This is a genomic window from Thiocapsa sp. (genome assembly GCF_018399035.1).
GTDB lineage: Bacteria > Pseudomonadota > Gammaproteobacteria > Chromatiales > Chromatiaceae > Thiocapsa.
In genome coordinates this window covers 1,524,530-1,549,114 of record NZ_CP073760.1, presented here as the reverse complement: position 1 = coordinate 1,549,114, position 24,585 = coordinate 1,524,530, and the positions used below count along the sequence as shown (strand labels likewise).

Genomic DNA, 24,585 nt, shown 5'->3' with positions numbered 1-24,585 from the left:
GGTAGCGGCGACTTCAGTCGCCCCGAGACACCCGTACCGAGATCGAAGAAGGGTAGCGGCGACTTCAGTCGCCCCGACATGCCCGCGCCGAGGCTTATGGGCGACTGAAGTCGCCGCTACACTTGGGAACCCGGTACTGGAAGCTCTGCTTCCCGAGAGCAGAGGCGCAAAGCAGAGCGTTGCGGGGGCGAGGGAACGAGAGAACAGCGAGGGAAATCGATCAGTCATATGAAGACACCCAAGACATCCAAGTCACGCCGGCGCGGCCCCACCCACGACAGCGGCTACAAACTGCTCTACGGTCACGCCGCGATGGTGCGCGACCTGCTGCGCGGCTTCGCGCCCGGCGACTGGGTCCAAGCGCTCGATCTCGAGACCCTCGAGCGCTGCAGCGGGAGCTACGTCACCGACGACCTGCGCGACCGCGCCGACGACATCGTCTGGCGCCTGCGCTGGGGCCCCGACTGGCTTTACATCTACCTGCTGCTGGAGTTCCAATCCACCGTCGATCCCTGGATGGCGGTGCGCATCCAGACCTACCTCGGGCTGCTCTACCAGGATCTCATACGCGCCGGGACCCTGAGTGCCGCAGGGCGTCTACCCCCGGTTCTCCCCGTGGTGCTCTACAATGGTGTCACGCCCTGGCGTGCTGCCGAGACGCTCGGAGCCGCTCATCGAGCCGGCGCCGCCGCTGCTCGAGTGCTATCGCCCGCGACAGGCTTACCTGCTGCTCGACGAGCAGCGCATCGCCAACGCCGGCTCCCTGCCCGAGCGCAACCTCAGTGCGGCCCTGTTTCGGCTCGAGGCCAGCCGCGGCGCGGACGAGGCGATGGGCATCGTGCACGCCTTGCTCGACTGGCTCAAGGCGCCGGAACAGACCGGTCTGCGCCGTGACTTCGCGGTCTGGTTCGGTCGCGTCTTCCTGCCCAAGCGCCTGCCCGGCGTACAACTGCCACCCCTTGGCGAACTCAGCGAGGTGTATCACATGTTGGCCGAGAATCTGGAAAGCTGGACCGATCAGTGGAAACGAGAAGGCATTGAGCAAGGCTTGGAGCAAGGCTTGGAGCAAGGCATTGAGCAAGGTCGCGAGGCGACCCGCCACATCCTGGTCCGTCAGGTACGCCGTCGTTTTGGATTGACGATCGCCGAGCAGACCGAACCGTTGCTGGCGCGCATCGTCGACCTCCAAACGTTGGAAGACCTCGGCGACCAACTGCTCATCAGTCCCGACGGAGAGGATTGGTTGCGCGCGGTACGGCACATGAGTGTTGGCGAGGAACACTGATTTTACCGGGTTAACTGGTTCCCAAGCTCCGCTCGGGAACCCGGTACCGGAAGCTCTGCTTTCCCGGAGCAGCCACGCAAAGCAGAGAGGGTAGGGGCGACTTCAGTCGCCCCGAGACACCCGCGCCGAGATCGAAGAGGGTAGCGGCGACTTCAGTCGCCCCGACACACCCGCACCGAGATCGAAGAAGGGTAGCGGCGACTTCAGTCGCCCCGAGACGCCCGTACCGAGATCGAAGAGGGTAGCGGCGACTTCAGTCGCCCCGAGACGCCCGTACCGAGATCGAAGAAGGGTAGCGGCGACTTCAGTCGCCCCGACATGCCCGCGCCGAGGCTTATGGGCGACCCCTACACTTGAGCTGGTTCCCAAGCTCCGCTTGGGAATCCGGCACTGGAAGCTCTGCTTCCCGAGAGCAGAGGCGCAAAGCAGAGCGTTGCGGGGGCGAGGGAACGAGAGAACAGCGAGGGAAATCGATCAGTCATATGAAGACACCCAAGACATCCAAGGCACAGCGGCGCGGCCCCACCCACGACAGCGGCTACAAACTGCTCTACGGTCACGCCGCGATGGTGCGCGACCTGCTGCGCGGCTTCGCGCCCGGCGACTGGGTCCAAGCGCTCGATCTCGAGACCCTCGAGCGCTGCAGCGGGAGCTACGTCACCGACGACCTACGCGACCGCGCCGACGACATCGTCTGGCGCCTGCGCTGGGGCCCCGACTGGCTTTACATCTACCTGCTGCTGGAGTTCCAATCCACCGTCGATCCCTGGATGGCGGTGCGCATCCAGACCTACCTCGGGCTGCTCTACCAGGATCTCATCCGCGCCGGGACCCTGAGTGCCGCAGGGCGTCTACCCCCGGTTCTCCCCGTGGTGCTCTACAATGGTGTCACGCCCTGGCGTGCTGCCGAGACGCTGGAGCCGCTCATCGAGCCGGCGCCGCCGCTGCTCGAGTGCTATCGCCCGCGACAGGCTTACCTGCTGCTCGACGAGCAGCGCATCGCCAACGCCGGCTCCCTGCCCGAGCGCAACCTCAGTGCGGCCCTGTTTCGGCTCGAGGCGAGCCGCGGCGCGGACGAGGCGATGGGCATCGTGCACGCCTTGCTCGACTGGCTCAAGGCACCGGAACAGACCGGCCTGCGCCGTGACTTCGCGGTCTGGTTCGGTCGCGTCTTCCTGCCCAAGCGGCTGCCCGGCGTGCAACTGCCACCCCTTGGCGAACTCAGCGAGGTGTATCACATGTTGGCCGAGAATCTGGAAAGCTGGACCGATCAGTGGAAACGAGAAGGGATGCAGCAAGGCTTGGAGAAAGGTTTGGAGCAAGGCTTGGAGCAAGGCTTGGAGCAAGGCTTGGAGCAAGGCTTGGAGCAAGGCTTGGAGCAAGGCTTGGAGCAAGGCATTGAGCAAGGTCGCGAGGCGACCCGCCACATCCTGGTCCGTCAGGTACGCCGTCGTTTTGGATTGACGATCGCCGAGCAGACCGAACCGTTGCTGGCGCGCATCGTCGACCTTCGGACGTTGGAAGACCTCGGCGACCAACTGCTCATCAGTCCCGACGGAGAGGATTGGTTGCGCGCGGTACGGCACATGAGTGTTGGCGAGGAACACTGATTTTAGCGGGTTAACTGGTTCCCAAGCTCCGCTCGGGAACCCGGTACCGGAAGCTCTGCTTTCCCGGAGCAGCCACGCAAAGCAGAGAGGGTAGGGGCGACTTCAGTCGCCCCGAGACGCCCGCGCCGTGGTCGAAGAGGGTAGCGGCGACTTCAGTCGCCCCGAGACGCCCGTACCGAGATCGAAGAAGGGTAGCGGCGACTTCAGTCGCCCCGAGACGCCCGTACCGAGATCGAAGAGGGTAGCGGCGACTTCAGTCGCCCCGAGACGCCCGTACCGAGATCGAAGAAGGGTAGCGGCGACTTCAGTCGCCCCGAGACGCCCGTACCGAGATCGAAGAAGGGTAGCGGCGACTTCAGTCGCCCCGACATGCCCGCGCCGAGGCTTATGGGCGACTGAAGTCGCCGCTACACTTGGGAACCCGGTACTGGAAGCTCTGCTTCCCGAGAGCAGAGGCGCAAAGCAGAGCGTTGCGGGGGCGAGGGAACGAGAGAACAGCGAGGGAAATCGATCAGTCATATGAAGACACCCAAGACATCCAAGGCACAGCGGCGCGGCCCCACCCACGACAGCGGCTACAAACTGCTCTACGGCCACGCTGCCATGGTGCGCGACCTGCTGCGCGGCTTCGTGCCCGGCGATTGGGTCCAAGCGCTCGACCTCGAGACCCTCGAGCGCTGCAGCGGGAGCTATGTGACCGACGACTTGCGCGACCGCGCCGACGACATCGTCTGGCGCCTGCGCTGGGGCCCCGACTGGCTTTACATCTACCTGCTGCTGGAATTCCAATCCACCGTCGATCCCTGGATGGCCGTGCGCATCCAGACCTACCTCGGGCTGCTCTACCAGGATCTCATACGCGCCGGGACCCTGAGTGCCGCAGGACGTCTGCCGCCCGTGCTGCCCGTGGTGCTCTACAATGGTGTCACGCCCTGGCGTGCTGCCGAGACGCTGGAGCCGCTCATCGAGCCGGCGCCGCCGCTGCTCGAGTGCTATCGCCCGCGACAGGCTTACCTGCTGCTCGACGAGCAGCGCATCGCCAACGCCGGCTCCCTGCCCGAGCGCAACCTCAGTGCGGCCCTGTTTCGGCTCGAGGCCAGCCGCGGCGCGGACGAGGCGATGGGCATCGTGCACGCCTTGCTCGACTGGCTCAAGGCGCCGGAACAGACCGGTCTGCGCCGTGACTTCGCGGTCTGGTTCGGTCGCGTCTTCTTGCCCAAGCGCCTGCCCGGCGTGCAACTGCCACCCCTTGGCGAACTGAGCGAGGTGTATCACATGTTGGCCGAGAATCTGGAAAGCTGGACCGATCAGTGGAAACGAGAAGGGATGCAGCAAGGCTTGGAGAAAGGTTTGGAGCAAGGCTTGGAGCAAGGCTTGGAGCAAGGCTTGGAGCAAGGCTTGGAGCAAGGCTTGGAGCAAGGCATTGAGCAAGGTCGCGAGGCGACCCGCCACATCCTGGTCCGTCAGGTACGCCGTCGTTTTGGATTGACGATCGCCGAGCAGACCGAACCGTTGCTGGCGCGCATCGCCGAACTTCGGACGTTGGAAGACCTCGGCGATCAACTGCTCATCAGTCCCGACGGAGAGGATTGGTTGCGCGCGGTACGGCACATGAGTGTTGGCGAGGAACACTGATTTTAGCGGGTTAACTGGTTCCCAAGCTCCGCTTGGGAACCCGGTACCGGAAGCTCTGCTTTCCCGGAGCAGACACGCAAAGCAGAGCTTTGCGGGCCGCATTCCCAAGCGGAGCTTGGGAACGAGGGGAAACCGGAGGGGAAACCGTAGGGTCCGCTGTGCGGACCGCAACCGCCGCGCACCTCAACAGCGTCGTTTGACCGCCGCCACGCCGAGGCCGCAGAACCCGCCCCGTCGATGCCGCGGGCCATGACATGCGCACCATCGACGCCGTATCAGCCGCCCCCGGTCCGCACAGCGGACCCTACCGGGTTCCAGGTGAACCGCGATCCTGATCCGCTTACCAACCGTAGGGTCGGTCGTTGTGCGGACCGTAACCGACTTGCGAGACGATGTGCAGATCCCGGTCGGCCACCCTGCCGACGCGCCCTGCCTGCGCTGCACCCCGCGCCACGCGACGCAGAGCGTCGGGGCGACACTCCCACGCGGAGCGTGGGAGCGAGTTAGTGGCCCTCACCATCAACGCGCTTTCCGTCTTGGAGCTGTGGCAGATGCGTCTGCGCCTGACTGAGCTTGCGCAGGGCCGCACCGACGCCGCTTGCTGAGCCTACACATGCTTTGCACGAAGGGGACATGACGACTTTGGGCTTACACCCAGCGCTCGATCCTTGTTGCCGCGGAATCTCTGATATAGGATGCGCCTGCCTTCCGGTAGACGGAAGACGACGCAATTTCGCCATGCTTTTGTTTTTGATGCCTATTCATGACAGGGTAGGGCGGTAGCGTGCCAGAAGCGCCGCCGCAGACGCTTCCCGGACCACCGAGCGAGGCCCCCGCGGGTGGCGCTCTCGCGCCCACGCTCCGCGAAACCGCCCGTTGGATCCACTGGGGACGTCGAGGTGATTGACGCGGTCCCCCATCTGGCTAAGACACATCGCGACAGAGTCATGGCCGGCCGGACCTTCCAACAAACGGCTTCGATCACCTTCGACTCAACGCCGCGTTGTGGGTCGATGAGCGGATCCGCGATCATGAACAGAGCTTTCGACCTCGGCCGTGACCCGAGTCAGATCGGCCGGGGCGGCCTTTCGACGGACACACATCGTTGTTCGGTGTATTGAGACCGAAGGACAATCAACCGGGTGTATCGGCTTTAACTCCAATGTCGTGTGATCAGGTCACTAAGGCTTTACAGCAATCGCTTGCCCAGCGTCTTGGCGCCCATCTTCGTGGCGTCTGGCTGTATGGTTCGCGGGCGCGAGGGGATGCGCGCGAGAGCTCGGATTACGATGTCTTGATTCTTGTCGATGAAAAGACGCAAGCCGTTCGCGACTGCATTCTCGACATCCAGGTCGAGATTCTTGATCGACATGACGCATTGGTCGCTACCATCGTCCGCACCGAGGATGAGTGGCGGCTCAGTCAGGGGTATCCGCTCGCGCGAAACATCGCCCGCGAGGCGGTTCTCTTATGACGCCTGAATGTGCGGCGCTGCTCAGCGCGGCGCGATCCAAGCTCGAGGCCGCGGCGCTGTTGCAGGCGTCTGGTATGCACGGCGATGCAGCTTCCCGCGCTTACTACGCCGCCTTTCATGCCGTCAGTGCACTCCATCTTGCAGCTGAGAACAGCTTCTCAAGCCATGCGCAGGTGATTGGACGATTCAACAAAGACTTCGTCCGCTCGGGTCTATTTGCCGCGAGATTTACACGCATCCTGACCCGACTCTTCGAAGACCGTCAGCTTGGAGATTACGATGCAGCTGCAGAGATTGGGCCGACGCAAGCTGCTCAAGATGTCGCTGATGCGCAAGCCTTGGTTGATGCCATTTGCGTCCATCTCGGTCAGGATATCTGAGACGTTCTTCAGTCCGATCGCTTCGAGTCCGAGTCCGGGGTCACCGGGGTCCCGTCGCACATTCGGAAACGGCCGATCGGCCTCTAGCTCGCTCCCACGCTCTGCGTGGGAGTGTCTTGTGGACGCTCCGCGTCCGACGCCCGGCCCCGGTGAATGCGTGGGCGTCTCGATCGGAGCGCTCGATCCTTGTTGCCGCGGAATCTCTGACTATAGGATGCGCCTTCCTTCCGGTAGACGGAAGACGACGCAATTTCGCCATGCTTTTGTTTTTGATGCCTATTCATGACAGGGTAGGGCGGTAGCGTGCCCGAAGACGACGTTTACGGGTCGCGCGGTTAGGCTCCCGACGCCGGATTGGGCGGCCGCAAAGGCACCCGGTCTAACCCCGAGCCCTACCTGTTGTTGCTCTCGCACGCGCGGGTTCTCGGTTGCGGCCTTTCTGTTTCTCATTCTGCGTGCCCATGAAGACGCCCCGGAAGGGGAACGGTTTCGTGCCCCGGCCCCGGAGGAGCCGCTGCGACGTACCGTCGCGGAGGCGATGGATGCACATGGATTCCAGCCGCGCCGGCACGTCGATCCGATCCTCGACCAAGTGCTCTTCTACGTCGCGACCGGGCGGTTCGTGCGACCCTGGAGCCACTTCGCCCGGACCTGGCCCGTGCTGAAGTGGCTCCAACACCTCACCCAACGGACACGTCGCAACGAGATGGGCTTGACCGCCGGCCGGTTCAAAGCGCCCCGGCATGTGAGCCTGGTCGCCCGCTTCTTCATCCACTGCGATCCCGTGGACCCGTTCAGCATCACCCGATTGTCGATCAAGCTGTGCGATCCCGACCCGAGCAGCCTGCTCGACGATCCCGAAGACACCCATTCCGGCTACCGGGACTAAGGCGATTCCCGAAGAAGCATCAAACAACACATAGAGGCGACGTACGGGCGACGTACGGGCGACGTACGGGCGACGTAGGGGCGACGTAGGGGCGACGTAGGGGCGACGTAGGGGCGACGTAGGGGCGACGTAGGGGCGACGTAGGGGCGACTTCAGTCGCCCCGACATGCCCGCGCCGAGGCTTATGGGCGACTGAAGTCGCCCCTACACGCTCCCGAGACGCCCGCGCCGAGGTCGAAGAGGGTAGGGGCGACTTCAGTCGCCCCGAGACGTCCGCACCGAGATTTATGGGCGACTGAAGTCGCCCCTACACGCTCCCGAGACACCCGCGCCGAGGTCGAAGAGGGGTAGGGGCGACTTCAGTCGCCCCGACATGCCCGCGCCGAGATTTACGGGCGACTGAAGTCGCCCCTACATGTTGGTCGATGCATTCCCGGAAATCACCTTAGTGGCGACGTAGTGGCGACTTTAGTCGCCCCAACAAACCTACCCATCACGGCACCACCTTAGGCCGCAAACCGCATGCCGTTTCGCCGCCATCGCTTGATCCAGTCCATCGCGGTGCAACCGCACCCTACCCGGAATGCCAACAGCCGACCTCCGGCTCGGAACCTCATGACTCGTTTCGACAGCGTCCAACGCGCCCTCCGCGAGAGCCCACGCAGCTGGCTCATCACCGGCGTGGCCGGTTTCATCGGCTCGAACCTGCTGGAGACGCTCCTCGGGCTCGACCAAACCGTCGTCGGCCTCGACAACTTCGCCACCGGCCATCAGCACAACCTCGACGACGTCCAAACCCTGGTCACCGCCGCCCAGTGGAACCGGTTCAGCTTCATCGAAGGCGACATCCGCAACCTCGCCGACTGCCGCCAAGCCTGTACCCGCGTCGACTACGTCCTGCACCAAGCCGCTCTCGGTTCGGTGCCGCGCTCGCTTGAAGACCCGATCACCACCAACGCCACCAACATCGACGGCTTTCTCAACATGCTCGTCGCCGCCCGCGATGCCGGCGCCAAGCGCATCGTCTACGCCGCCAGCAGCTCCACCTACGGCGACCATCCCGGCCTGCCCAAGCAGGAAGACGTCATCGGCAAACCGCTCTCGCCCTACGCCGTTACCAAGGTCGTCAACGAGCTGTACGCCGACGTCTTCGCGCGCGCCTACGGTCTGGACAGCATCGGCCTGCGCTACTTCAACGTCTTCGGCCCACGCCAAGACCCCGAAGGCGCCTATGCTGCGGTCATCCCCAAATGGACCGCCGCGCTCATCGCCGGCCAGGACGTCTTCATCAACGGCGACGGCGACACCAGCCGCGACTTCTGCTACATCGACAACGCCGTGCAGGCCAACCTCCTGGCCGCCACCGCGCCCGACCCGGCAGCCGCCAACCAGGTCTACAACGTCGCCGTCGGCGAGCGCACCACGCTCAACGATCTCTACACCCTGATCCACCGCCACCTGCTGCCGCGCTACCCGCACCTGCAGGGCGCACAACCCATGTACCGCGACTTCCGCCCCGGCGACGTCCGCCACAGCCTGGCCGACATCACCAAGGCCGCCACGCGCTTGGGATATGCACCCACCCATCGACTCGGGGAGGGACTGGAGATCGCCCTTCCCTGGTACAGCCAGCACAGCGCCTAGGCCATTGACTTCTCGCTCCCACGCTCCGCGTCACGAGCCTAACAGCCCAAGCCTAAGGTGATTTCCGGGAAAGCATCGACCAACATGTAGGGGCGACTTTAGTCGCCCGGTAAGCATTGGCAACACGCACGGCCGGGATGATCATTCCCGGAAATCGCCTAAAGCCCCGACTGATCAGCGATCTGGAGGACAGCGTCATCAGCGCCAGATTGCTGGCGGCAGGCGAAACCGGTCTGCCGGAGCACGCGTTCCCCTCCAGTTGCCCCTACACTCTGGAACAACTGATCGATGAGCACTTTTTGCCCCAATCCACGACGGCCTGACATCGCGGCGACGGTGCTGCCAATCCGCGACGCCGCTTGCGTCGCGTCGGCGCGTGGCTTGCCGGGAGATCTTGCATGCGCCTGAACCCGACAGAAATCGCCGCGATCGAGCGGGCAGCCCGCGAGACCTTCGCCCCTCGCTCGACGGTCCGCCTGTTCGGATCGCGCCTGGACGACAGCCGGCGCGGCGGGGATATCGATCTGCTGGTCGAACCGTCCGTCCCGGTCTCGCCGCAAGAACTGGTCGAGCAGCGTCACCGCTTCATCGCCCGGCTCTATCGCCTGCTGGGCGAGCGACGCATCGACGTCCTCATCGCCCCTGCCGGCGTGCCGGACGACCGGCCGATCATCCGTGTCGCTCGCCGCGACAGTCGAGTGCTGACCAGAGTCCCGGGATGACCGACCACAACCCGCTCGCCACAGCTCTTTGGGAAGCCGATCGACACCTCGCTACCCTGGAGTCCGCCTTGCAGGATTGGCACGCCGCGCCCCCCGCCAACCTGCTGGAGTTGGAGACGGACCCCGAGACCTTGAGGATTCTCGATCAACTGCTGTTCCGCTTCAGCAAGCTGCAGGATGCCCTGGGTTCGCGCCTGGTGCCGGCAACCCTTGCCGCGCTGTCGGAGCCCTTCGAAGACTGGCCCATGATCGATCGCCTGAACCGGCTCGAAAAACTGGGCTTCATCGATGTCGACAACTGGCTGGGCTGGCGCGAGATCCGCAACCGTCTCGCCCATGAATACCCCGAGCAACCGGAAACGCGTTTTGCCGCAATCGAGTCCGCCATTGCAGCGGCGGCTGATCTGGCGGCGGCCTATCGCGCGTGGCGCGCCAAGTTAAAGCCATCGCCATGCAGCGACAAGTCGTCTGATGAATAAGGCGATTTCCGGGAATGCATCGACCAACATGTAGGGGCGACTTTAGTCGCCCGGTAAGCATTGGCAACACGCACGGCCGTCGACCAACATGTAGGGGCGACTTTAGTCGCCCGGTAAGCATTGGCAACACGCACGGCCGGGATGATCATTCCCGGAAATCGCCAAGGCGATTTCCGGGAATCAGCATCCCAGCTGAGCAGGCCAGAGAGACGGCCAGCCCCGAAGACCTCGCCGCGCACGCCACCGTCATTCGCTCCCACGCTCCGCGTGGGAGTGTGGCCCCAACGCTCTGCGTCGCGAGCCCGAAGCCCAGGCGTCCGAACCCCGAACCCCGAACCCCGAACCCCACATGAACCAACATCTCGCCCATCTGACCGACCCCGACACCCCCATCGCCATCATCGGCCTGGGTTACGTCGGTCTGCCGCTCGCCGTGGAGTTCGCCAAACACCGCCCGGTGATCGGTTTCGACATCAACCAAGCCCGCATCGCCGAGCTCACGGCCGGTCGCGACAGCACCCGCGAGACCAGCCCCGAGGACCTCGCCGCCGCCCGCCACCTGACCTATACCGGCGACCTCGACGCCCTGTGCCCCTGTCGCATCTTCATCGTCACCGTGCCCACCCCGGTCGACGAGTACAAGCGCCCCGATCTGACGCCCCTGCTCAAGGCGTCCGAGACCGTCGGCAAGGTCCTCAAACCCGGCGACCTGGTGATCTACGAATCCACCGTCTACCCCGGCTGCACCGAGGAAGACTGCGTCCCCGTGCTCGCCCGCGCCTCCGGTCTGACCTACATCCATACCGACCGCCGCACCACGGCACCCGCGGCGCTCCCGAATCCCGACCGCCGAGCATCCAGCGCAGGCGAAGGCGTACGCGGAGGTCGGATCAGCGACAGCGTAATCCGACAACCCACCGCCGAGACCACGGACGAGCCGCCACCCCCACCCGAAAACAACGGCTTCTACTGCGGCTACTCCCCCGAGCGCATCAACCCCGGCGACCGCGAGCACCGCCTCACCACCATCAAAAAGGTCACCAGCGGCTCCACCCCCGAGATCGCCGCCATCGTCGATGCCCTCTACAACCAGATCATCACCGCCGGCACCCACCCGGCCAGCAGCATCCGCGTCGCCGAGGCCGCCAAGGTCATCGAGAACACCCAGCGCGATCTCAACATCGCACTCATGAACGAGCTTGCCCTCATCTTCAACAAGCTCGGCATCGACACCCTCGAGGTGCTCGAAGCCGCCGGGAGCAAATGGAACTTCCTCCCCTTTCGCCCCGGCCTGGTCGGCGGACACTGCATCGGTGTCGATCCCTATTACCTGACCCACAAGGCCGTCGCCATCGGCTACCACCCCGAGGTCATCCTCGCCGGGCGACGCATCAACGACCGCATGGGCGCCCATGTCGCCGAGACCGTGGTCAAGCTCATGCTCCAAAGCGGCATCGGTGTGTGCAACAGCCGCATCCTCGTCCTCGGCCTCGCCTTCAAGGAAAACTGCCCCGACCTGCGCAACACCCGCGTGATCGACATCATCCTGGCCCTGCGCGAGTACAACAGCGCCGTGGACTGCTACGACCCCTGGATCGACCGCGCCGAGGCCAAGCACGACTACGGCCTCGACTGTCTCGCCGAGCCCCCGGCCGAAGGCACCTACGACGCCGTCATCCTCGCCGTCGCCCACCGCGACCTCGTCGAGACCGGCGCGACCGGGATCCGCCGCTGGGCCAAACCCAAGGCGATCCTCTACGATGTGAAGTCCGTTCTGCCGGTCGATACGGTCGACGGGCGCCTCTAAAGCACAAGGATCAAGTCCCTCAATGCCGGTGCTGTCGATTTTTTCGGTATCATCGTGCGCATGTGGCACGACGACCATCCGCCACCGCACATCCATGTCGAATACCAGGGATTCGAAGCCCTCGTCGACATTCAGACCGGCAGCGTGTCGAAGGGAAAACTGCCGCGCAAAGTGGCCGCCATTGTCGGCGATTGGTGTCATGATCATCGGCAAGAACTGCTGGATAACTGGGATCGTGCCCAGCGATTCGAGCCACTCGAGCAGATCCAAGGGGCAGATCGTGATTAAGCTCAACGAAGCACAGTATCTCGGTGACGGACGCATCGCATTGGTCTTTTCCGATGGCAGTCAGGGCATCTTCGATGTGAGGGCGTACTGCGCCGCCCGGCGTGGTCCCCTACTCCAACCTCTGGAATCGGAAGCCTACGTCAAGCGTTTCATCATCGATGCCGGTGCATTGGGGTGGCCCAACGGGCTGGAGCTTTCGCCCGAGCGCCTCTATGAGCTCAGTCGACAAGATGTCGCTGCGTAGCTCGACCGAACGGGTATGACAACGGAAACTGAAATCCGCGTGCGGGGCATGCGAGCTCTCATTGACGCGCTTGGTTTGGTCGAAGCCGAGCGATTTGTGGTCTCCATCAACCGAGAACGGTTCGATTACACGACGTGGCGCCAAACAGGCTTGCCCGATTTGAGCATCGAGCAAATCGCAGCCCGCGCGAACCAACTGTCGGCTGAGCTCGACATGAAGCCGAGCGCCTGACGCCCACTGTGGGTCGGACTTCAGTCCGACACCGACGCCAAGCCGGCCGCCACACCCTTGTCGCCCCACCGACCCCGCCCGGCGTCGGACTAAAGTCCAACCCACAAGTGTCGGACCAAAGCCCAACCCACATGCGTCCACAAATCCACGACTTCCCCTTGACCCAAGCCGCCGCCCATGGTGTCATCCACGGCGGTTCAAATCCTGAACCACTGCCCGACCGACCCGACAACCCGTCCTCCCCAATGCCATACCGGCATGACAAGGTAGGGCGGTAGCGTGCCCGAAGCGTCGCCGCAGGCTAGACCAAACGCACCAGTCCCAACGCACCGCACCCCGGCGCACGTCACCCAGAACACCGCCACCGGCAACCCTATCAGACGCCCGGCGTCGACCCCCTTGCGCCCCGGCGCCCTTGCGAGCCCCATGACCGACGACCTGCACTACCGCGTCCTCAAGCACCTGGAGGCGAACCCCGAGGCCACCCAGCGTGATCTGGCCAAAGCCCTCGGCATCAGCCTGGGCAGCACCAACTATTGCGTGCGCGCCGTCGTCGATCAAGGCTGGGTGAAGGTCCAGAATTTCCGCAGAAGCAACAACAAACTCGCCTACGCCTACCTGCTCGCCCCGCAGGGCATCGAGGCCAAGGCGCGCATCACCGCCCGCTTCCTGCAGCGCAAACGTGCCGAATACGACGCCCTCAAGATCGAGATCGCCCAGCTCGACGCCGAGGTCCGATCCCAACCGAAGGTGTAGCGGCGAATTGATTCGCCCACGCGGCAACCGCCATGTCGGTGTGGGCGCCCCCATGGCGACCGCGGTCTGTCCGGGCGACGAAAGTCGCCCCAAACTGATGGATCTTCAGGCCCATTGTTCCGAGCTGGAAGCCGATCCCAACCCCTCCGCCCTGGTGGTGCTGGCCCACCTGCAGGCGCAGCAGAGCAAGGACGGGCTGACCCGCAAAGGCTGGACGATGCGTCTGGTGCGCCTGCACTACCAACGCGGCGACAGCCGCGAGGACATCCTAGAGCTCGCTCCCACGCTCCGCGTGGGAGTGTCGCCGGGACGCTCCGCGTCCCTGCCACCAGGTCGACGCGCTCCGCCTGCGTTGCACCCTGCGCCGGCGCACGACCGCTGCCCCGCGACGCAGAGCGTCGGGTCGACACTCCCACGCAGAGCGTGGGAGCGAGTTGGTGTGGAGGGAAGTCCACCGCGCCGAAGCGCGCTTGGTCTGAGCTGGGGCCGCCGCTGCTCTAGCGCAGATGCATCCGAGAAGACAATGGTGTCACGCCCTGGCGTGCTGCCGAGACGCTCGAGCCGCTCATCGAGCCGGCGCCGCCGCTGCTCGAGTGCTATCGCCCGCGACAGGCTTACCTGCTGCTCGACGAGCAGCGCATCGCCAACGCCGGCTCCCTGCCCGAGCGCAACCTCAGTGCGGCCCTGTTTCGGCTCGAGGCGAGCCGCGGCGCGGACGAGGCGATGGGCATCGTGCACGCCTTGCTCGACTGGCTCAAGGCCCCGGAACAGACCGGTCTGCGCCGTGACTTCGCGGTCTGGTTCGGTCGCGTCTTCTTGCCCAAGCGCCTGCCCGGCGTGCAACTGCCACCCCTTGGCGAACTCAGCGAGGTGTATCACATGTTGGCCGAGAATCTGGAAAGCTGGACCGATCAGTGGAAACGAGAAGGGATGCAGCAAGGCTTGGAGAAAGGTTTGGAGCAAGGCTTGGAGCAAGGCTTGGAGCAAGGCTTGGAGCAAGGCTTGGAGCAAGGCATTGAGCAAGGTCGCGAGGCGACCCGCCACATCCTGGTCCGTCAGGTACGCCGTCGTTTTGGATTGACGATCGCCGAGCAGACCGAACCGTTGCTGGCGCGCATCGCCGAACTTCGGACGTTGGAAGACCTCGGCGATCAACTGCTCATCAGTCCCGACGGAGAGGATTGGTTGCGCGCGGTACGGCACATGAGTGTTGGCGAGGAACACTGATTTTAGCGGGTTAACTGGTTCCCAAGCTCCGCTTGGGAACCCGGTACCGGAAGCTCTGCTTTCCCGGAGCAGACACGCAAAGCAGAGAGGGTAGGGGCGACTTCAGTCGCCCCGAGACGCCCGCGCCGAGATCGAAGAAGGGTAGCGGCGACTTCAGTCGCCCCGAGACACCCGTACCGAGATCGAAGAAGGGTAGCGGCGACTTCAGTCGCCCCGAGACGCCCGTACCGAGATCGAAGAGGGTAGGGGCGACTTCAGTCGCCCCGAGACGCCCGTACCGAGATCGAAGAAGGGTAGGGGCGACTTCAGTCGCCCCGACATGCCCGCGCCGAGGCTTATGGGCGACTGAAGTCGCCGCTACACTTGGGAACCCGGTACTGGAAGCTCCGCTTCCCGAGAGCAGAGGCGCAAAGCAGAGCGTTGCGGGGGCGAGGGAACGAGAGAACAGCGAGGGAAATCGATCAGCCCTATGAAGACACCCAAGACATCCAAGTCACCCCGGCGCGGCCCCACCCATGACAGCGGCTACAAACTGCTCTACGGTCACGCCGCCATGGTGCGCGACCTGCTGCACGGCTTCGTGCCCGGCGATTGGGTCCAAGCGCTCGACCTCGAGACCCTCGAGCGCTGCAGCGGGAGCTATGTGACCGACGACTTGCGCGACCGCGCCGACGACATCGTCTGGCGCCTGCGCTGGGGCCCCGACTGGCTCTACGTCTACCTGCTGCTGGAATTCCAATCCACCGTCGATCCCTGGATGGCCGTGCGCATCCAGACCTACCTCGGGCTGCTCTACCAGGATCTCATCCGCGCCGGGACCCTGAGTGCCGCAGGACGTCTGCCGCCCGTGCTGCCCGTGGTGCTCTACAATGGTGTCACGCCCTGGCGTGCTGCCGAGACGCTCGAGCCGCTCATCGAGCCGGCGCCGCCGCTGCTCGAGTGCTATCGCCCGCGACAGGCTTACCTGCTGCTCGACGAGCAGCGCATCGCCAACGCCGGCTCCCTGCCCGAGCGCAACCTCAGTGCGGCCCTGTTTCGGCTCGAGGCCAGCCGCGGCGCGGACGAGGCGATGGGCATCGTGCACGCCTTGCTCGACTGGCTCAAGGCGCCGGAACAGACCGGTCTGCGCCGTGACTTCGCGGTCTGGTTCGGTCGCGTCTTCTTGCCCAAGCGACTGCCCGGCGTGCAACTGCCACCCCTTGGCGAACTCAGCGAGGTGTATCACATGTTGGCCGAGAATCTGGAAAGCTGGACCGATCAGTGGAAACGAGAAGGCATTGAGCAAGGCATTGAGCAAGGTCGCGAAGCGACCCGCCACATCCTGGTCCGTCTGGTACGCCGTCGTTTTGGATTGACGATCGCCGAGCAGACCGAACCGTTGCTGGCGCGCATCGTCGACCTTCGGACGTTGGAAGACCTCGGCGACCAACTGCTCATCAGTCCCGACGGAAGCCATTGGTTGCAGGCCGTGCGGAGCATGAGTGCCGGAGACGAACACTAGGTCCATGTGCAGAAACCGAGAAACCGGGGACGTGCGGAGTCCGGGGTCAGGTCTCCCGTCGCACATTCGGAAACGGCCGATCGGCCTCTAGCTCGCTCCCACGCTCTGCGTAGGGGTGTCTTGTGGACGCTCCGCGTCCGACGTCCGGCCCCGGTGAATGCGTGGGCGTCTCGATCGGAGCGCTCGACCCTTGTTGCCGCGGAATCTCTGATATTAGGATGCGCCGGTCTTCCGGTTGACGCCGAAAGACAATGCAATTTCGCCATGCTTTTGTTTTTGATGCCTATTCATGACAGGGTAGGGCGGTAGCGTGCCTGAAGACGACGTTTACGGGTCGCGCGGTTAGGCTCCCGACGCCGGATTGGGCGGCCGCAAAGGCACCCGGTCTAACCCCGAGCCCTACCTGTTGTTGCTCTCTCCCGCGCGGGTTCTCGGTTGCGGCCTTTCTGTTTCTCATTCTGCGTGCCCATGAAGACGCCCCGGAAGGGGAACGGTTTCATGCCCCGGCCCCGGAGGAGCCGCTGCGACGTACCGTCGCGGAGGCGATGGATGCACATGGATTCCAGCCGCGCCGGCACGTCGATCCAATCCTCGACCAAGTGCTCTTCTACGTCGCGACCGGGCGGTTCGTGCGGCCCTGGAGCCACTTCGCCCGGACCTGGCCCGTGCTGAAGTGGCTCCAACACCTCACCCAACGGACACGTCGCAACGAGATGGGCTTGACCGCCGGTCGGGTCAAAGCGCCCCGGCATGTGAGCCTGGTCGCACGCTTCTTCATCCACAGCGATCCCGTGGACCCGTTCAGCATCACCCGATTGTCGATCAAGCTGTGCGATCCCGACCCGAGGAGCCTGCTCGACGATCCGGAAGACACCCATTCCGGCTACCGGGACTAAGGCGATTCCCGAAGAAGCATCAAACAACACATAGAGGCGACGTACGGGCGACGTAGGGGCGACGTAGGGGCGACGTAGGGGCGACGTAAAGGCGACTTCAGTCGCCCCGAGACGTCCGCACCGAGATTTATGGGCGACTGAAGTCGCCCCTACACACTCCCGAGACACCCGCGCCGAGGTCGAAGAGGGTAGGGGCGACTTCAGTCGCCCCGAGACGTCCGCACCGAGGCTTATGGGCGACTGAAGTCGCCCCTACACACTCCCGAGACACCCGCGCCGAGGTCGAAGAGGGTAGGGGCGACTTCAGTCGCCCCGAGACGCCCGCACCGAGATTTATGGGCGACTGAAGTCGCCCCTACACACTCCCGAGACACCCGCGCCGAGGACAAAGAGGGTAGGGGCGACTTCAGTCGCCCCGAGACGTCCGCGCCGAGATTTACGGGCGACTGAAGTCGCCCCTACACGCTCCCGAGACACCCGCGCCGTGGTCGAAGAGGGTAGCGGCGACTTCAGTCGCCCCGAGACGTCCGCACCGAGATTTATGGGCGACTTCAGTCGCCCCGACATGCCCGCGCCGAGGCTTATGGGCGACTGAAGTCGCCCCTACACACTCCCGAGACACCCGCGCCGAGGTCGAAGAGGGTAGGGGCGACTTCAGTCGCCCCGAGACGTCCGTACCGAGATTTACGGGCGACTGAAGTCGCCCCTACACACTCCCGAGACGTCCGCGCCGAGGTCGAAGAGGGGTAGGGGCGACTTCAGTCGCCCCGAGACGTCCGTACCGAAATTTATGGGCGACTGAAGTCGCCCCTTGCCGAACCCCGAACCCCGAACCCCGAACCCCGAACCCACAGACCCGACCGCACATGGCCCAACATCTCGCCCATCTCACAAACCCCGACACCCTCGAGGTGCTGGAAGCCGCCGGGAGCAAATGGAACTTCCTCCCCTTCCGCCCCGGCCTGGTCGGCGGGCACTGCATCGGTGTCGACCCCTATTATCTGACCCACAAGGCCGTCGCCATCGGCTACCACCCCGAGGTCATCCTCGCCGGGCGCCGCATCAACGACCGCATGGGTGCGCATGTCGCCGAGACCGTCGTCAAGCTCATGCTCCAAAGCGGCATCGGTGTCTGCAACAGCCGCATCCTCGTCCTCGGCTTCGCCTTCAAGGAAAACTGCCCGGACCTGCGCACCGCGTGCTCACCGGCGGTCGTGAACTGGTCGGTCCTTACCGCTTCTGTTCCCTGACGATCAAAGGGCTGGAGCGGCGTTTGGATGGCATTTTCGAGCCCGACGGGCACGATGGGCCGGTCTACGTGGTCGAATTCCAAGGTCAGCATGCCGAGAGCGCTTGGTACAATCTGCTGACCAAGATCGGACTGTACGGCGAGGCGCATCCGCACCGGGATGTGATCGGCGTGGGGATCTTTCTGCGCGAGCAGGACCGTCCGCGCTTTCCACGCTGGGCGAACCAGGCCCAAGCGCCGTTGCTGCAGGTCGCGCTGCGGCAGGTCTTGCCGAACTGGCTGGCGCGCGAACCGGACAACCCCTACGTGGCGGTCTTTGCGCCGCTGCTGATCGCGGACGATGACGACTTGCGTGCCCGCGCGCAGGGCTTGTGGCGCACCGTCCAAGAGGCGTCGCTGGCCCCGGAGGTGCGTGAGATTCTGGGGCAGGTGCTGGAGTTTTGGTTTTTCGAGCGATTTCGCGGCCTGACCGCGAAGGAGATCTGGGCGATGCTGAATTTAGTGACCCCGATTCAGGAAACGAAGGCGTATCAATCGATCTATGCCGAGGGCGAGGTCAAGGGCAAAGCCGATGGCAAGGTCGAGGGCAAGGCCGAGGGCAAGGTCGAGGGCAAGGCCGAAAGCCTCAAGCGTCTGCTCACGCGCCGCTTCGGCCCATTGTCCACAGGGGCGGAGCAGCGCATCGACACGGCGCCGGTCGCGCAACTGGACGTCTGGCTCGACGGGATCTTCGATGCCGCGAACGTGGAAGACCTGATCGGTCCGGCGTCCGGCTGAGGCGGGGGCTCGCGAGCAAGCCGACGGGTCGACATGGCGTCTCCGATTGCTCCGGTCCTGTCCCTCATTGGCTCCTTGATTCCGTGATACGTCCCCGATTTCGACCAAAACGGCATCGGTGTGTGCAACAGCCGCATCCTGGTCTTCGGCTTCCCGCGTGGGACTGTTGCCCCGACGCTCTGCGTCGCGAGTCCGAAGCGGTTGCCTGGTGCCTGGTGCCTGGTTGCGAAGCTCCGCTTGGGAACCCGGCCCGAGAAGCTCAGCTTCTCGTCCCCTCCGAGATGTCGCAAAGCAGAGCTTTGCGGGCCGCATTCCCAAGCAGAGCTTGGGAACGAGGGGGGAACGAACCAGGGGAAACGAGGGGAAGATCGGACTATACGGCGAGGAACACCGGCTCGACGCACCGCGCCGGCGCTCCGACAGATATCGCCCCGCAATCGCCCTGCAACGCAGAGCGTTGGTGTGGGCTTGCTAGCTAGAGCGGGCGGAGGATGACATGGCCGAACTCAGCACATTATACGAAAGCGATTATTCCGCATGGGCACAGCGCCATGCCGAACTCCTGCGCGCCGGGCGTTATGCAGAATTGGATCTCGAGCATCTGGTGGAAGAACTCAGCGACATGAGCAAGAGCGAGCGCCGCGAACTGGAAAGCAGGTTATTGATTTTGCTCGCTCACTTATTGAAATGGGAATACCAGTATCAACTGTTGTCCGAGCGTTGGCGCGAATTCAAGGGCGATAGTTGGCGCGCCACGATCATTGAGCAGCGCATTCGTCTGACTAAACTATTGAAACAATCGCCTGGTCTCAAGGCGCTCCTGGGCGAAACGATCGCCGATGTCTATGGCGATGCCGTGCAATTGGCCAGCGACGAAACCGCTTTGCCGCCAGAGACCTTTCCCCGTCACTGTCCTTACACTGTTGAACAACTGCTTGACAAGGTTTTTATCCCTTATCCCGCTTACCATAAATCCGGTCACGATCATCTTTCTGGCTAATGGAAAGCCGCAAGCGAGTCCAGGCAACCATCAGCGCACCGCCAACCGGCTGATCGTCGTCTGCTCACGCGCCGCTTCGGTCCATTGTCCGCGGGGGCGGAGCAGCGCATCGACACGGCGCCGGTCGCGCAACTGGACGTCTGGCTCGACGGGATCTTCGATGCCGTGAACGTGGAAGACCTGATCGGTCCGGCGTCCGGCTGAGGCGGGGGCCGGCGAGCAAGACGACGTGGTGACAAGGCGCCTCCGATTGCTCCGGCCCCGTCCCTCATTGGCTCCTTGATTCCGTGGTACGTCCCCGATTTCTCAACGCCCAACAGATATCAACCGGATTACGCTGTCACACCAGGCGAAGTGCTGGCTTATGAGCTCGATCTCCGCAAGATGAGCAAGGCGGAACTGGCCAAGCGCACCGGTCTGACGGAACAACACCTCAACGCCATCGTCAAGTGTAAGGGCAAGTCTGCCATCACCCCCGAGACGGCCATCAAACTGGAACGCGCCATTGGCATGCCGGTGGACTACTGGCTCAATCTGGAGGCCAACTACCAGGAGACCCAGGCACGTCTTGCCGAGGAAGCCCAGCTTGAGAGAGATCTTGACTGGCTGAGAAAACTGCCGCTCAAGGAGATGATCAAACTGAGCTGGCTGTCCGAACGCTCGGACGGCAAAGCACAGCTGATCGAGGTACTCCGTTTTTCGGGATTGCCAGCGTTGATCAGTGGGATGACATCTGGCCGCGACTCGCGGTTGCTTACCGACAGCACGACAAGCACGAGATCCGCCCTGAGGCTGTTTCAGCCTGGTTGCGCCAGGGCGAGCTGGAAGCAGCCCGTATTGACTGTGCCACTTACGAGAGGGCCGCCTTTCGTCATGCGTTGAATGAGGCCCGGAAATTGACCGCCGTAGCAAACCCGGCCGAGTTCGTCCCTGCCGTGCAGGCAATTTGCGCCGCGGCTGGCGTGGCCGTGGTCTTTGTTCCGGCACTACCCAAGCAGCAGCATCGTCGGCCTCCAGCGCCAAGTCCTGTTCAACATCGTCAACAGCAGCATGGCCACCCTGCGCGGCCTCGGCGCCGTCGCCATCCTCGCCTGCAAGTCCGGGGTCAGGTCTCCCGTCGCACATTCGGAAACGGCCGATCGGCCTCTAGCTCGCTCCCACGCTCTGCGTGGGAGTGTCTTGTGGACGCTCCGCGTCCGACGCCCGGCCCCGGTGAATGCGTGGGCGTCTCGATCGGAGCGCTCGATCCTTGTTGCCGCGGAATCTCTGATATAGGATGCGCCTTCCTTCCGGTAGACGGAAGACAATGCAATTTCGCCATGCTTTTGTTTTTGATGCCTATTCATGACAGGGTAGGGCGGTAGCGTGCCTGAAGACGACGTTTGACGGTCGCACGGGTAGGCTTTCAACGCCGGATTGGGCGGCCGAAAAAGGCACCTGGTCTAACCCCGAGCTCCGCCTGTTGTTGCTCTTGCACGCCCCCGAGCGTCGCGCCTCTCGGCAACGCGCCGGAAAGACTGCCTCTCATAACCGCGAATCCAGACCACGCGCGCCGTGCGAGACGTGCTGCGCCTTGATCTCCTTGGCAACCACGAAGCCGCCGCGCCGGACATCGACGGGGCAGCGCTCAACCCTTGTTGTCGCGGAATCTCTGATATAGGATGCGCCGGTCTTCCGGTTGACGCCGAAAGACAATGCAATTTCGCCATGCTTTTGTTTTTGATGCCTATTCATGACAGGGTAGGGCGGTAGCGTGCCTGAAGACGACGTTTACGGGTCGCGCGGTTAGGCTCCCGACGCCGGTTGGGCGGCCGCAAAGGCACCCGGTCTAACCCCGAGCCCTACTTGTTGTTGCTCTCTCCCGCGCGGGTTCTCGGTTGCGGCCTTTCTGTTTCTCATTCTGCGTGCCCATGAAGACGCCCCGGAAGGGGAACGGTTTCGTGCCCCGGCCCCGGAGGAGCCGCTTCGACGTACCGTCGCGGAGGCGATGGACGCGCATGGATTCCAGCCGCGCCGGCACGTCGATCCGATCCTCGACCAAGTGCTCTTCTACGTCGCGACCGGGCGGTTCGTGCGACCTTGGAGCCACTTCGCCCGGACCTGGCCCGTGCTGAAGTGGCTCCAATACCTCACCCAACGGACACGTCGCAACGAGATGGGCTTGACGGCCGGCCGGTGCAAAGCGCCCCGGCATGTGAGCCTGGTCGCCCGCTTCTTCATCCACTGCGATCCCGTGGACCCGTTCAGCATCACCCGATTGTCGATCAAGCTGTGCGATCCCGCCCCGAGCAGCCTGCTCGACGATCCGGAAGACACCCATTCCGGCTACCGGGACTAAGGCGATTCCCGAAGAAGCATCAAACAACACATAGAGGCGACGTACGGGCGACGTACGGGCGACGTACGGGCGACGTAGGGGCGACGTAGGGGCGACGTAGGGGCGACGTAAAGGCGACTTCAGTCGCCCCGAGACGTCCGCACCGAGATTTATGGGCGACTGAAGTCGCCCCTACACACTCCCGACACACCCGCACCGAGGTCAAAGAGGGTAGGGGCGACTTCAGTCGCCCCGACACGTCCGCGCCGAGATTTACGGGCGACTGAAGTCGCCCCTACACACTCCCGAGACACCCGCGCCGAGGTCGAAGAGGGTAGGGGCGACTTCAGTCGCCCCGAGACGCCCGTACCGAGATTTACGGGCGACTGAAGTCGCCCCTACACACTCCCGAGACACCCGCGCCGAGGTCGAAGAGGGTAGGGGCGACTTCAGTCGCCCCGACATGCCCGCGCCGAGGCTTATGGGCGACTGAAGTCGCCGCTACACTTGGGAACCCGGTACTGGAAGCTCTGCTTCCCGAGAGCAGAGGCGCAAAGCAGAGCGTTGCGGGGGCGAGGGAACGAGAGAACAGCGAGGGAAATCGATCAGCCCTATGAAGACACCCAAGACATCCAAGTCACGCCGGCGCGACCCCACCCACGACAGCGGCTACAAACTGCTCTACGGTCACGCCGCGATGGTGCGCGACCTGCTGCGCGGCTTCGTGCCCGGCGCCTGGGTCCAAGCGCTCGACCTTGGGACCCTGGAGCGCTGCAGCGGGAGCTACGTCACCGACGACTTGCGCGACCGCGCCGACGACATCGTCTGGCGTCTGCGTTGGGGCCCCGACTGGCTCTACGTCTACCTGCTGCTGGAATTCCAATCCACTGTCGATCCCTGGATGGCCGTGCGCATCCAGACCTACCTCGGGCTGCTCTACCAGGATCTCGTTCGCGCCGGGGCCCTGAGTGCCGCAGGGCGTCTACCCCCGGTTCTCCCCGTGGTGCTCTACAATGGTGTCACGCCCTGGCGTGCTGCCGAGACGCTGGAGCCGCTCATCGAGCCGGCGCCGCCGCTGCTCGAGTGCTATCGCCCGCGACAGGCTTACCTGCTGCTCGACGAGCAGCGCATCGCCAACGCCGGACCCCTGCCCGAGCGCAACCTCAGTGCGGCCCTGTTTCGGCTCGAGGCCAGTCGCGGCGCGGACGAGGCGATGGGCATCGTGCACGCCTTGCTCGACTGGCTCAAGGCGCCGGAACAGACCGGCCTGCGCCGAGACTTCGCGGTCTGGTTCGGTCGCGTCTTCCTGCCCAAGCGACTGCCCGGCGTGCAACTGCCACCCCTTGGCGAACTCAGCGAGGTGTATCACATGTTGGCCGAGAATCTGGAAACCTGGACCGATCAGTGGAAACGAGAAGGCATTGAGCAAGGAATTGAGCAAGGCTTGGAGCAAGGCTTGGAGCAAGGCTTGGAGCAAGGCTTGGAGCAAGGCATTGAGCAAGGTCGCGAGGCGACCCGCCACATCCTGGTCCGTCAGGTACGCCGTCGTTTTGGATTGACGATCGCCGAGCAGACCGAACCGCTGCTGGCGCGCATCGTCGACCTCCAAACGTTGGAAGACCTTGGCGACCAACTGCTCATCAGTCCCGACGGGGAGGATTGGTTGCGCGCGTTACGGCACATGAGTGTTGGCGAGGAACACTGATTTTAGCGGGTTCCTAAGCTCCGCTTGGGAACCCGGAACTGGAAGCTCTGCTTTCCCAGAGCAGACACGCAAAGCAGAGCTTTGCAGGCCGCATTCCCAAGCGGAGTTTGGGAACGAGGGGAAACCGTAGGGTCCGCTGTGCGGACCGCAACCGCCGCGCACCTCAATCGCGTCGTTTGACCGCCGCCACGCCGAGGCCGCAGAACCCGCCCCGTCGATGCCGCGGGCCATGACATGCGCACCATCGACGCCGTATCAGCCGCCCCCGGTCCGCACAGCGGACCCTAGTGTGCCCGGCATGGGCCAAGACTTGCGACCTGAGAGGAGGTCGCCGGAGAGAGTGACGACAACCGTAGTGAAGCGCAAGGTGGACGCCGTGAGGCCAAGCTGAAAGAAGCGTGGATCAAAGGCACGACCGTAGGAACACGAACAAGCAGTGAGGCCGGATGCGGGCGATGAGCGTGCTGGG

The 24,585-nt window shown here is 64.0% G+C and carries 27 protein-coding genes and 1 pseudogene; 26 read left to right on the top strand and 2 right to left on the bottom strand.

Features of this window, described 5'->3' with window-relative positions; genetic code table 11:
- The first annotated feature begins 228 nt into the window (after window positions 1-228).
- The 3 genes from KFB96_RS26510 (at window position 229) to KFB96_RS07185 (ending at window position 2,895) form a co-directional block, all read left to right on the top strand.
- Window positions 229-894, top strand: a complete 666-nt coding sequence (locus KFB96_RS26510; RefSeq protein ID WP_300971366.1) for an Rpn family recombination-promoting nuclease/putative transposase — start codon at window positions 229-231, stop codon at window positions 892-894.
- On the top strand, window positions 830-1,285 hold the full coding sequence (locus KFB96_RS26505) for a hypothetical protein (protein WP_300971365.1): 456 nt from the start codon (window positions 830-832) through the stop codon (window positions 1,283-1,285). Before KFB96_RS26510 ends, KFB96_RS26505 begins: the two co-directional genes overlap by 65 nt.
- A 482-nt stretch (window positions 1,286-1,767) precedes the next feature.
- Window positions 1,768-2,895 (top strand): Rpn family recombination-promoting nuclease/putative transposase, encoded by a 1,128-nt coding sequence (locus tag KFB96_RS07185; protein WP_213501856.1) that lies wholly within the window; start codon window positions 1,768-1,770, stop codon window positions 2,893-2,895.
- Between the two features lie 203 nt (window positions 2,896-3,098).
- On the opposite strand, the gene KFB96_RS07180 is transcribed toward KFB96_RS07185, so the two are convergent.
- Window positions 3,099-3,266, bottom strand: coding sequence for a hypothetical protein (locus KFB96_RS07180; RefSeq protein WP_213501853.1), 168 nt, complete (start codon window positions 3,264-3,266; stop codon window positions 3,099-3,101).
- Window positions 3,267-3,414: 148 nt separating this feature from the next.
- Here KFB96_RS07180 and KFB96_RS07175 point away from each other — a divergent pair, with 148 nt between their 5' ends.
- From KFB96_RS07175 to KFB96_RS07075, 21 genes and pseudogenes are all read left to right on the top strand, one after another.
- Window positions 3,415-4,530, top strand: a complete 1,116-nt coding sequence (locus KFB96_RS07175; RefSeq protein WP_213501851.1) for an Rpn family recombination-promoting nuclease/putative transposase — start codon at window positions 3,415-3,417, stop codon at window positions 4,528-4,530.
- 1,105 nt (window positions 4,531-5,635) lie between these two features.
- Window positions 5,636-6,004, top strand: a complete 369-nt coding sequence (locus KFB96_RS07170) for a nucleotidyltransferase family protein (protein ID WP_300971364.1) — start codon at window positions 5,636-5,638, stop codon at window positions 6,002-6,004.
- Window positions 6,001-6,384: a HEPN domain-containing protein gene (locus KFB96_RS07165; RefSeq protein WP_213462744.1), complete on the top strand. Its 384-nt coding sequence runs from the start codon at window positions 6,001-6,003 to the stop codon at window positions 6,382-6,384. The genes KFB96_RS07170 and KFB96_RS07165 overlap by 4 nt, the downstream gene beginning before the upstream one ends.
- A gap of 538 nt (window positions 6,385-6,922) precedes the next feature.
- Complete coding sequence (locus KFB96_RS07160; protein WP_213462746.1) at window positions 6,923-7,273, top strand: hypothetical protein; 351 nt, start codon at window positions 6,923-6,925, stop codon at window positions 7,271-7,273.
- A 615-nt stretch (window positions 7,274-7,888) separates the two neighbouring features.
- On the top strand, window positions 7,889-8,917 hold the full coding sequence (locus KFB96_RS07155; RefSeq protein ID WP_213501848.1) for an NAD-dependent epimerase/dehydratase family protein: 1,029 nt from the start codon (window positions 7,889-7,891) through the stop codon (window positions 8,915-8,917).
- A gap of 137 nt (window positions 8,918-9,054) precedes the next feature.
- On the top strand, window positions 9,055-9,240 hold the full coding sequence (locus tag KFB96_RS07150; protein ID WP_213462749.1) for a DUF29 family protein: 186 nt from the start codon (window positions 9,055-9,057) through the stop codon (window positions 9,238-9,240).
- A 75-nt stretch (window positions 9,241-9,315) separates the two neighbouring features.
- Window positions 9,316-9,639 carry a nucleotidyltransferase domain-containing protein gene (locus tag KFB96_RS07145; protein ID WP_213462751.1) on the top strand — a complete coding sequence of 108 codons (324 nt, stop codon included), beginning with the start codon at window positions 9,316-9,318 and terminating at the stop codon, window positions 9,637-9,639.
- Window positions 9,636-10,118 carry a hypothetical protein gene (locus tag KFB96_RS07140; protein ID WP_213462753.1) on the top strand — a complete coding sequence of 161 codons (483 nt, stop codon included), beginning with the start codon at window positions 9,636-9,638 and terminating at the stop codon, window positions 10,116-10,118. The genes KFB96_RS07145 and KFB96_RS07140 overlap by 4 nt, the downstream gene beginning before the upstream one ends.
- Window positions 10,119-10,467: 349 nt before the next feature.
- Window positions 10,468-11,925 (top strand): nucleotide sugar dehydrogenase, encoded by a 1,458-nt coding sequence (locus KFB96_RS07135; RefSeq protein ID WP_213462755.1) that lies wholly within the window; start codon window positions 10,468-10,470, stop codon window positions 11,923-11,925.
- 60 nt (window positions 11,926-11,985) lie between these two features.
- A complete protein-coding gene (locus tag KFB96_RS07130) occupies window positions 11,986-12,213 on the top strand; it encodes a DUF4160 domain-containing protein (RefSeq protein WP_300971363.1) in 228 nt (75 codons plus the stop codon).
- On the top strand, window positions 12,206-12,457 hold the full coding sequence (locus KFB96_RS07125; RefSeq protein WP_213462759.1) for a DUF2442 domain-containing protein: 252 nt from the start codon (window positions 12,206-12,208) through the stop codon (window positions 12,455-12,457). The genes KFB96_RS07130 and KFB96_RS07125 overlap by 8 nt, the downstream gene beginning before the upstream one ends.
- Window positions 12,458-12,472: 15 nt before the next feature.
- A complete protein-coding gene (locus KFB96_RS07120; protein ID WP_213462761.1) occupies window positions 12,473-12,688 on the top strand; it encodes a hypothetical protein in 216 nt (71 codons plus the stop codon).
- Window positions 12,689-13,114: 426 nt separating this feature from the next.
- Window positions 13,115-13,444: a MarR family EPS-associated transcriptional regulator gene (locus KFB96_RS07115; protein ID WP_213462763.1), complete on the top strand. Its 330-nt coding sequence runs from the start codon at window positions 13,115-13,117 to the stop codon at window positions 13,442-13,444.
- 723 nt (window positions 13,445-14,167) lie between these two features.
- A complete protein-coding gene (locus tag KFB96_RS07110; RefSeq protein ID WP_300971362.1) occupies window positions 14,168-14,671 on the top strand; it encodes a hypothetical protein in 504 nt (167 codons plus the stop codon).
- 469 nt (window positions 14,672-15,140) lie between these two features.
- Entirely contained in the window at window positions 15,141-16,172 is a 1,032-nt protein-coding gene (locus KFB96_RS07105; protein WP_213462765.1) for an Rpn family recombination-promoting nuclease/putative transposase, read from the top strand.
- 545 nt (window positions 16,173-16,717) lie between these two features.
- Entirely contained in the window at window positions 16,718-17,068 is a 351-nt protein-coding gene (locus KFB96_RS07100; RefSeq protein WP_213462766.1) for a hypothetical protein, read from the top strand.
- 866 nt (window positions 17,069-17,934) lie between these two features.
- Window positions 17,935-18,261: pseudogene (locus KFB96_RS07095) on the top strand (Vi polysaccharide biosynthesis UDP-N-acetylglucosamine C-6 dehydrogenase TviB); the annotation flags it as partial.
- Window positions 18,246-19,094 (top strand): DUF2887 domain-containing protein, encoded by an 849-nt coding sequence (locus KFB96_RS07090; protein ID WP_213462924.1) that lies wholly within the window; start codon window positions 18,246-18,248, stop codon window positions 19,092-19,094. The pseudogene KFB96_RS07095 and the gene KFB96_RS07090, both read left to right, overlap by 16 nt.
- Before the next feature lie 496 nt (window positions 19,095-19,590).
- The gene (locus KFB96_RS07085; protein ID WP_213501846.1) at window positions 19,591-20,094 is read left to right on the top strand and encodes a DUF29 domain-containing protein; all 504 of its coding nucleotides are present in this window, start codon (window positions 19,591-19,593) and stop codon (window positions 20,092-20,094) included.
- A 60-nt stretch (window positions 20,095-20,154) separates the two neighbouring features.
- The gene (locus KFB96_RS07080; RefSeq protein ID WP_300971793.1) at window positions 20,155-20,298 is read left to right on the top strand and encodes a DUF4351 domain-containing protein; all 144 of its coding nucleotides are present in this window, start codon (window positions 20,155-20,157) and stop codon (window positions 20,296-20,298) included.
- A 75-nt stretch (window positions 20,299-20,373) separates the two neighbouring features.
- On the top strand, window positions 20,374-20,976 hold the full coding sequence (locus tag KFB96_RS07075; RefSeq protein ID WP_300971361.1) for a HigA family addiction module antitoxin: 603 nt from the start codon (window positions 20,374-20,376) through the stop codon (window positions 20,974-20,976).
- A 642-nt stretch (window positions 20,977-21,618) separates the two neighbouring features.
- Here KFB96_RS07075 and KFB96_RS07070 read toward each other — a convergent pair.
- Window positions 21,619-21,828 carry a hypothetical protein gene (locus KFB96_RS07070; protein WP_213462769.1) on the bottom strand — a complete coding sequence of 70 codons (210 nt, stop codon included), beginning with the start codon at window positions 21,826-21,828 and terminating at the stop codon, window positions 21,619-21,621.
- Between the two features lie 253 nt (window positions 21,829-22,081).
- Between KFB96_RS07070 and KFB96_RS07065 the strand changes: the two genes are divergently transcribed.
- Together KFB96_RS07065 and KFB96_RS07060 are read left to right on the top strand one after the other, a co-directional pair.
- On the top strand, window positions 22,082-22,432 hold the full coding sequence (locus KFB96_RS07065) for a hypothetical protein (protein WP_213462770.1): 351 nt from the start codon (window positions 22,082-22,084) through the stop codon (window positions 22,430-22,432).
- A gap of 592 nt (window positions 22,433-23,024) precedes the next feature.
- Window positions 23,025-24,116: an Rpn family recombination-promoting nuclease/putative transposase gene (locus KFB96_RS07060; protein WP_213462771.1), complete on the top strand. Its 1,092-nt coding sequence runs from the start codon at window positions 23,025-23,027 to the stop codon at window positions 24,114-24,116.
- The last annotated feature ends 469 nt before the right edge of the window (window positions 24,117-24,585 follow it).

Bases quoted from the DNA above. Each gene is read 5' to 3' on its own strand.
- KFB96_RS07065 (WP_213462770.1), top strand. From the start codon at position 22,082: ATGGACGCGCATGGATTCCAGCCGCGCCGGCACGTCGATCCGATCCTC.
- KFB96_RS26510 (WP_300971366.1), top strand. From the start codon at position 229: ATGAAGACACCCAAGACATCCAAGTCACGCCGGCGCGGCCCCACCCAC.
- KFB96_RS07165 (WP_213462744.1), top strand. From the start codon at position 6,001: ATGACGCCTGAATGTGCGGCGCTGCTCAGCGCGGCGCGATCCAAGCTC.
- KFB96_RS07120 (WP_213462761.1), top strand. From the start codon at position 12,473: ATGACAACGGAAACTGAAATCCGCGTGCGGGGCATGCGAGCTCTCATT.
- KFB96_RS07160 (WP_213462746.1), top strand. From the start codon at position 6,923: ATGGATGCACATGGATTCCAGCCGCGCCGGCACGTCGATCCGATCCTC.
- KFB96_RS07105 (WP_213462765.1), top strand. From the start codon at position 15,141: ATGAAGACACCCAAGACATCCAAGTCACCCCGGCGCGGCCCCACCCAT.
- KFB96_RS26505 (WP_300971365.1), top strand. From the start codon at position 830: ATGGGCATCGTGCACGCCTTGCTCGACTGGCTCAAGGCGCCGGAACAG.
- KFB96_RS07070 (WP_213462769.1), bottom strand. From the start codon at position 21,828: ATGAATAGGCATCAAAAACAAAAGCATGGCGAAATTGCATTGTCTTTC.
- KFB96_RS07185 (WP_213501856.1), top strand. From the start codon at position 1,768: ATGAAGACACCCAAGACATCCAAGGCACAGCGGCGCGGCCCCACCCAC.
- KFB96_RS07060 (WP_213462771.1), top strand. From the start codon at position 23,025: ATGAAGACACCCAAGACATCCAAGTCACGCCGGCGCGACCCCACCCAC.
- KFB96_RS07110 (WP_300971362.1), top strand. From the start codon at position 14,168: ATGGGCATCGTGCACGCCTTGCTCGACTGGCTCAAGGCCCCGGAACAG.
- KFB96_RS07150 (WP_213462749.1), top strand. From the start codon at position 9,055: ATGATCATTCCCGGAAATCGCCTAAAGCCCCGACTGATCAGCGATCTG.
- KFB96_RS07100 (WP_213462766.1), top strand. From the start codon at position 16,718: ATGGATGCACATGGATTCCAGCCGCGCCGGCACGTCGATCCAATCCTC.
- KFB96_RS07175 (WP_213501851.1), top strand. From the start codon at position 3,415: ATGAAGACACCCAAGACATCCAAGGCACAGCGGCGCGGCCCCACCCAC.
- KFB96_RS07135 (WP_213462755.1), top strand. From the start codon at position 10,468: ATGAACCAACATCTCGCCCATCTGACCGACCCCGACACCCCCATCGCC.
- KFB96_RS07145 (WP_213462751.1), top strand. From the start codon at position 9,316: ATGCGCCTGAACCCGACAGAAATCGCCGCGATCGAGCGGGCAGCCCGC.
- KFB96_RS07130 (WP_300971363.1), top strand. From the start codon at position 11,986: ATGTGGCACGACGACCATCCGCCACCGCACATCCATGTCGAATACCAG.
- KFB96_RS07085 (WP_213501846.1), top strand. From the start codon at position 19,591: ATGGCCGAACTCAGCACATTATACGAAAGCGATTATTCCGCATGGGCA.
- KFB96_RS07115 (WP_213462763.1), top strand. From the start codon at position 13,115: ATGACCGACGACCTGCACTACCGCGTCCTCAAGCACCTGGAGGCGAAC.
- KFB96_RS07155 (WP_213501848.1), top strand. From the start codon at position 7,889: ATGACTCGTTTCGACAGCGTCCAACGCGCCCTCCGCGAGAGCCCACGC.
- KFB96_RS07180 (WP_213501853.1), bottom strand. From the start codon at position 3,266: ATGTCGGGGCGACTGAAGTCGCCGCTACCCTTCTTCGATCTCGGTACG.
- KFB96_RS07140 (WP_213462753.1), top strand. From the start codon at position 9,636: ATGACCGACCACAACCCGCTCGCCACAGCTCTTTGGGAAGCCGATCGA.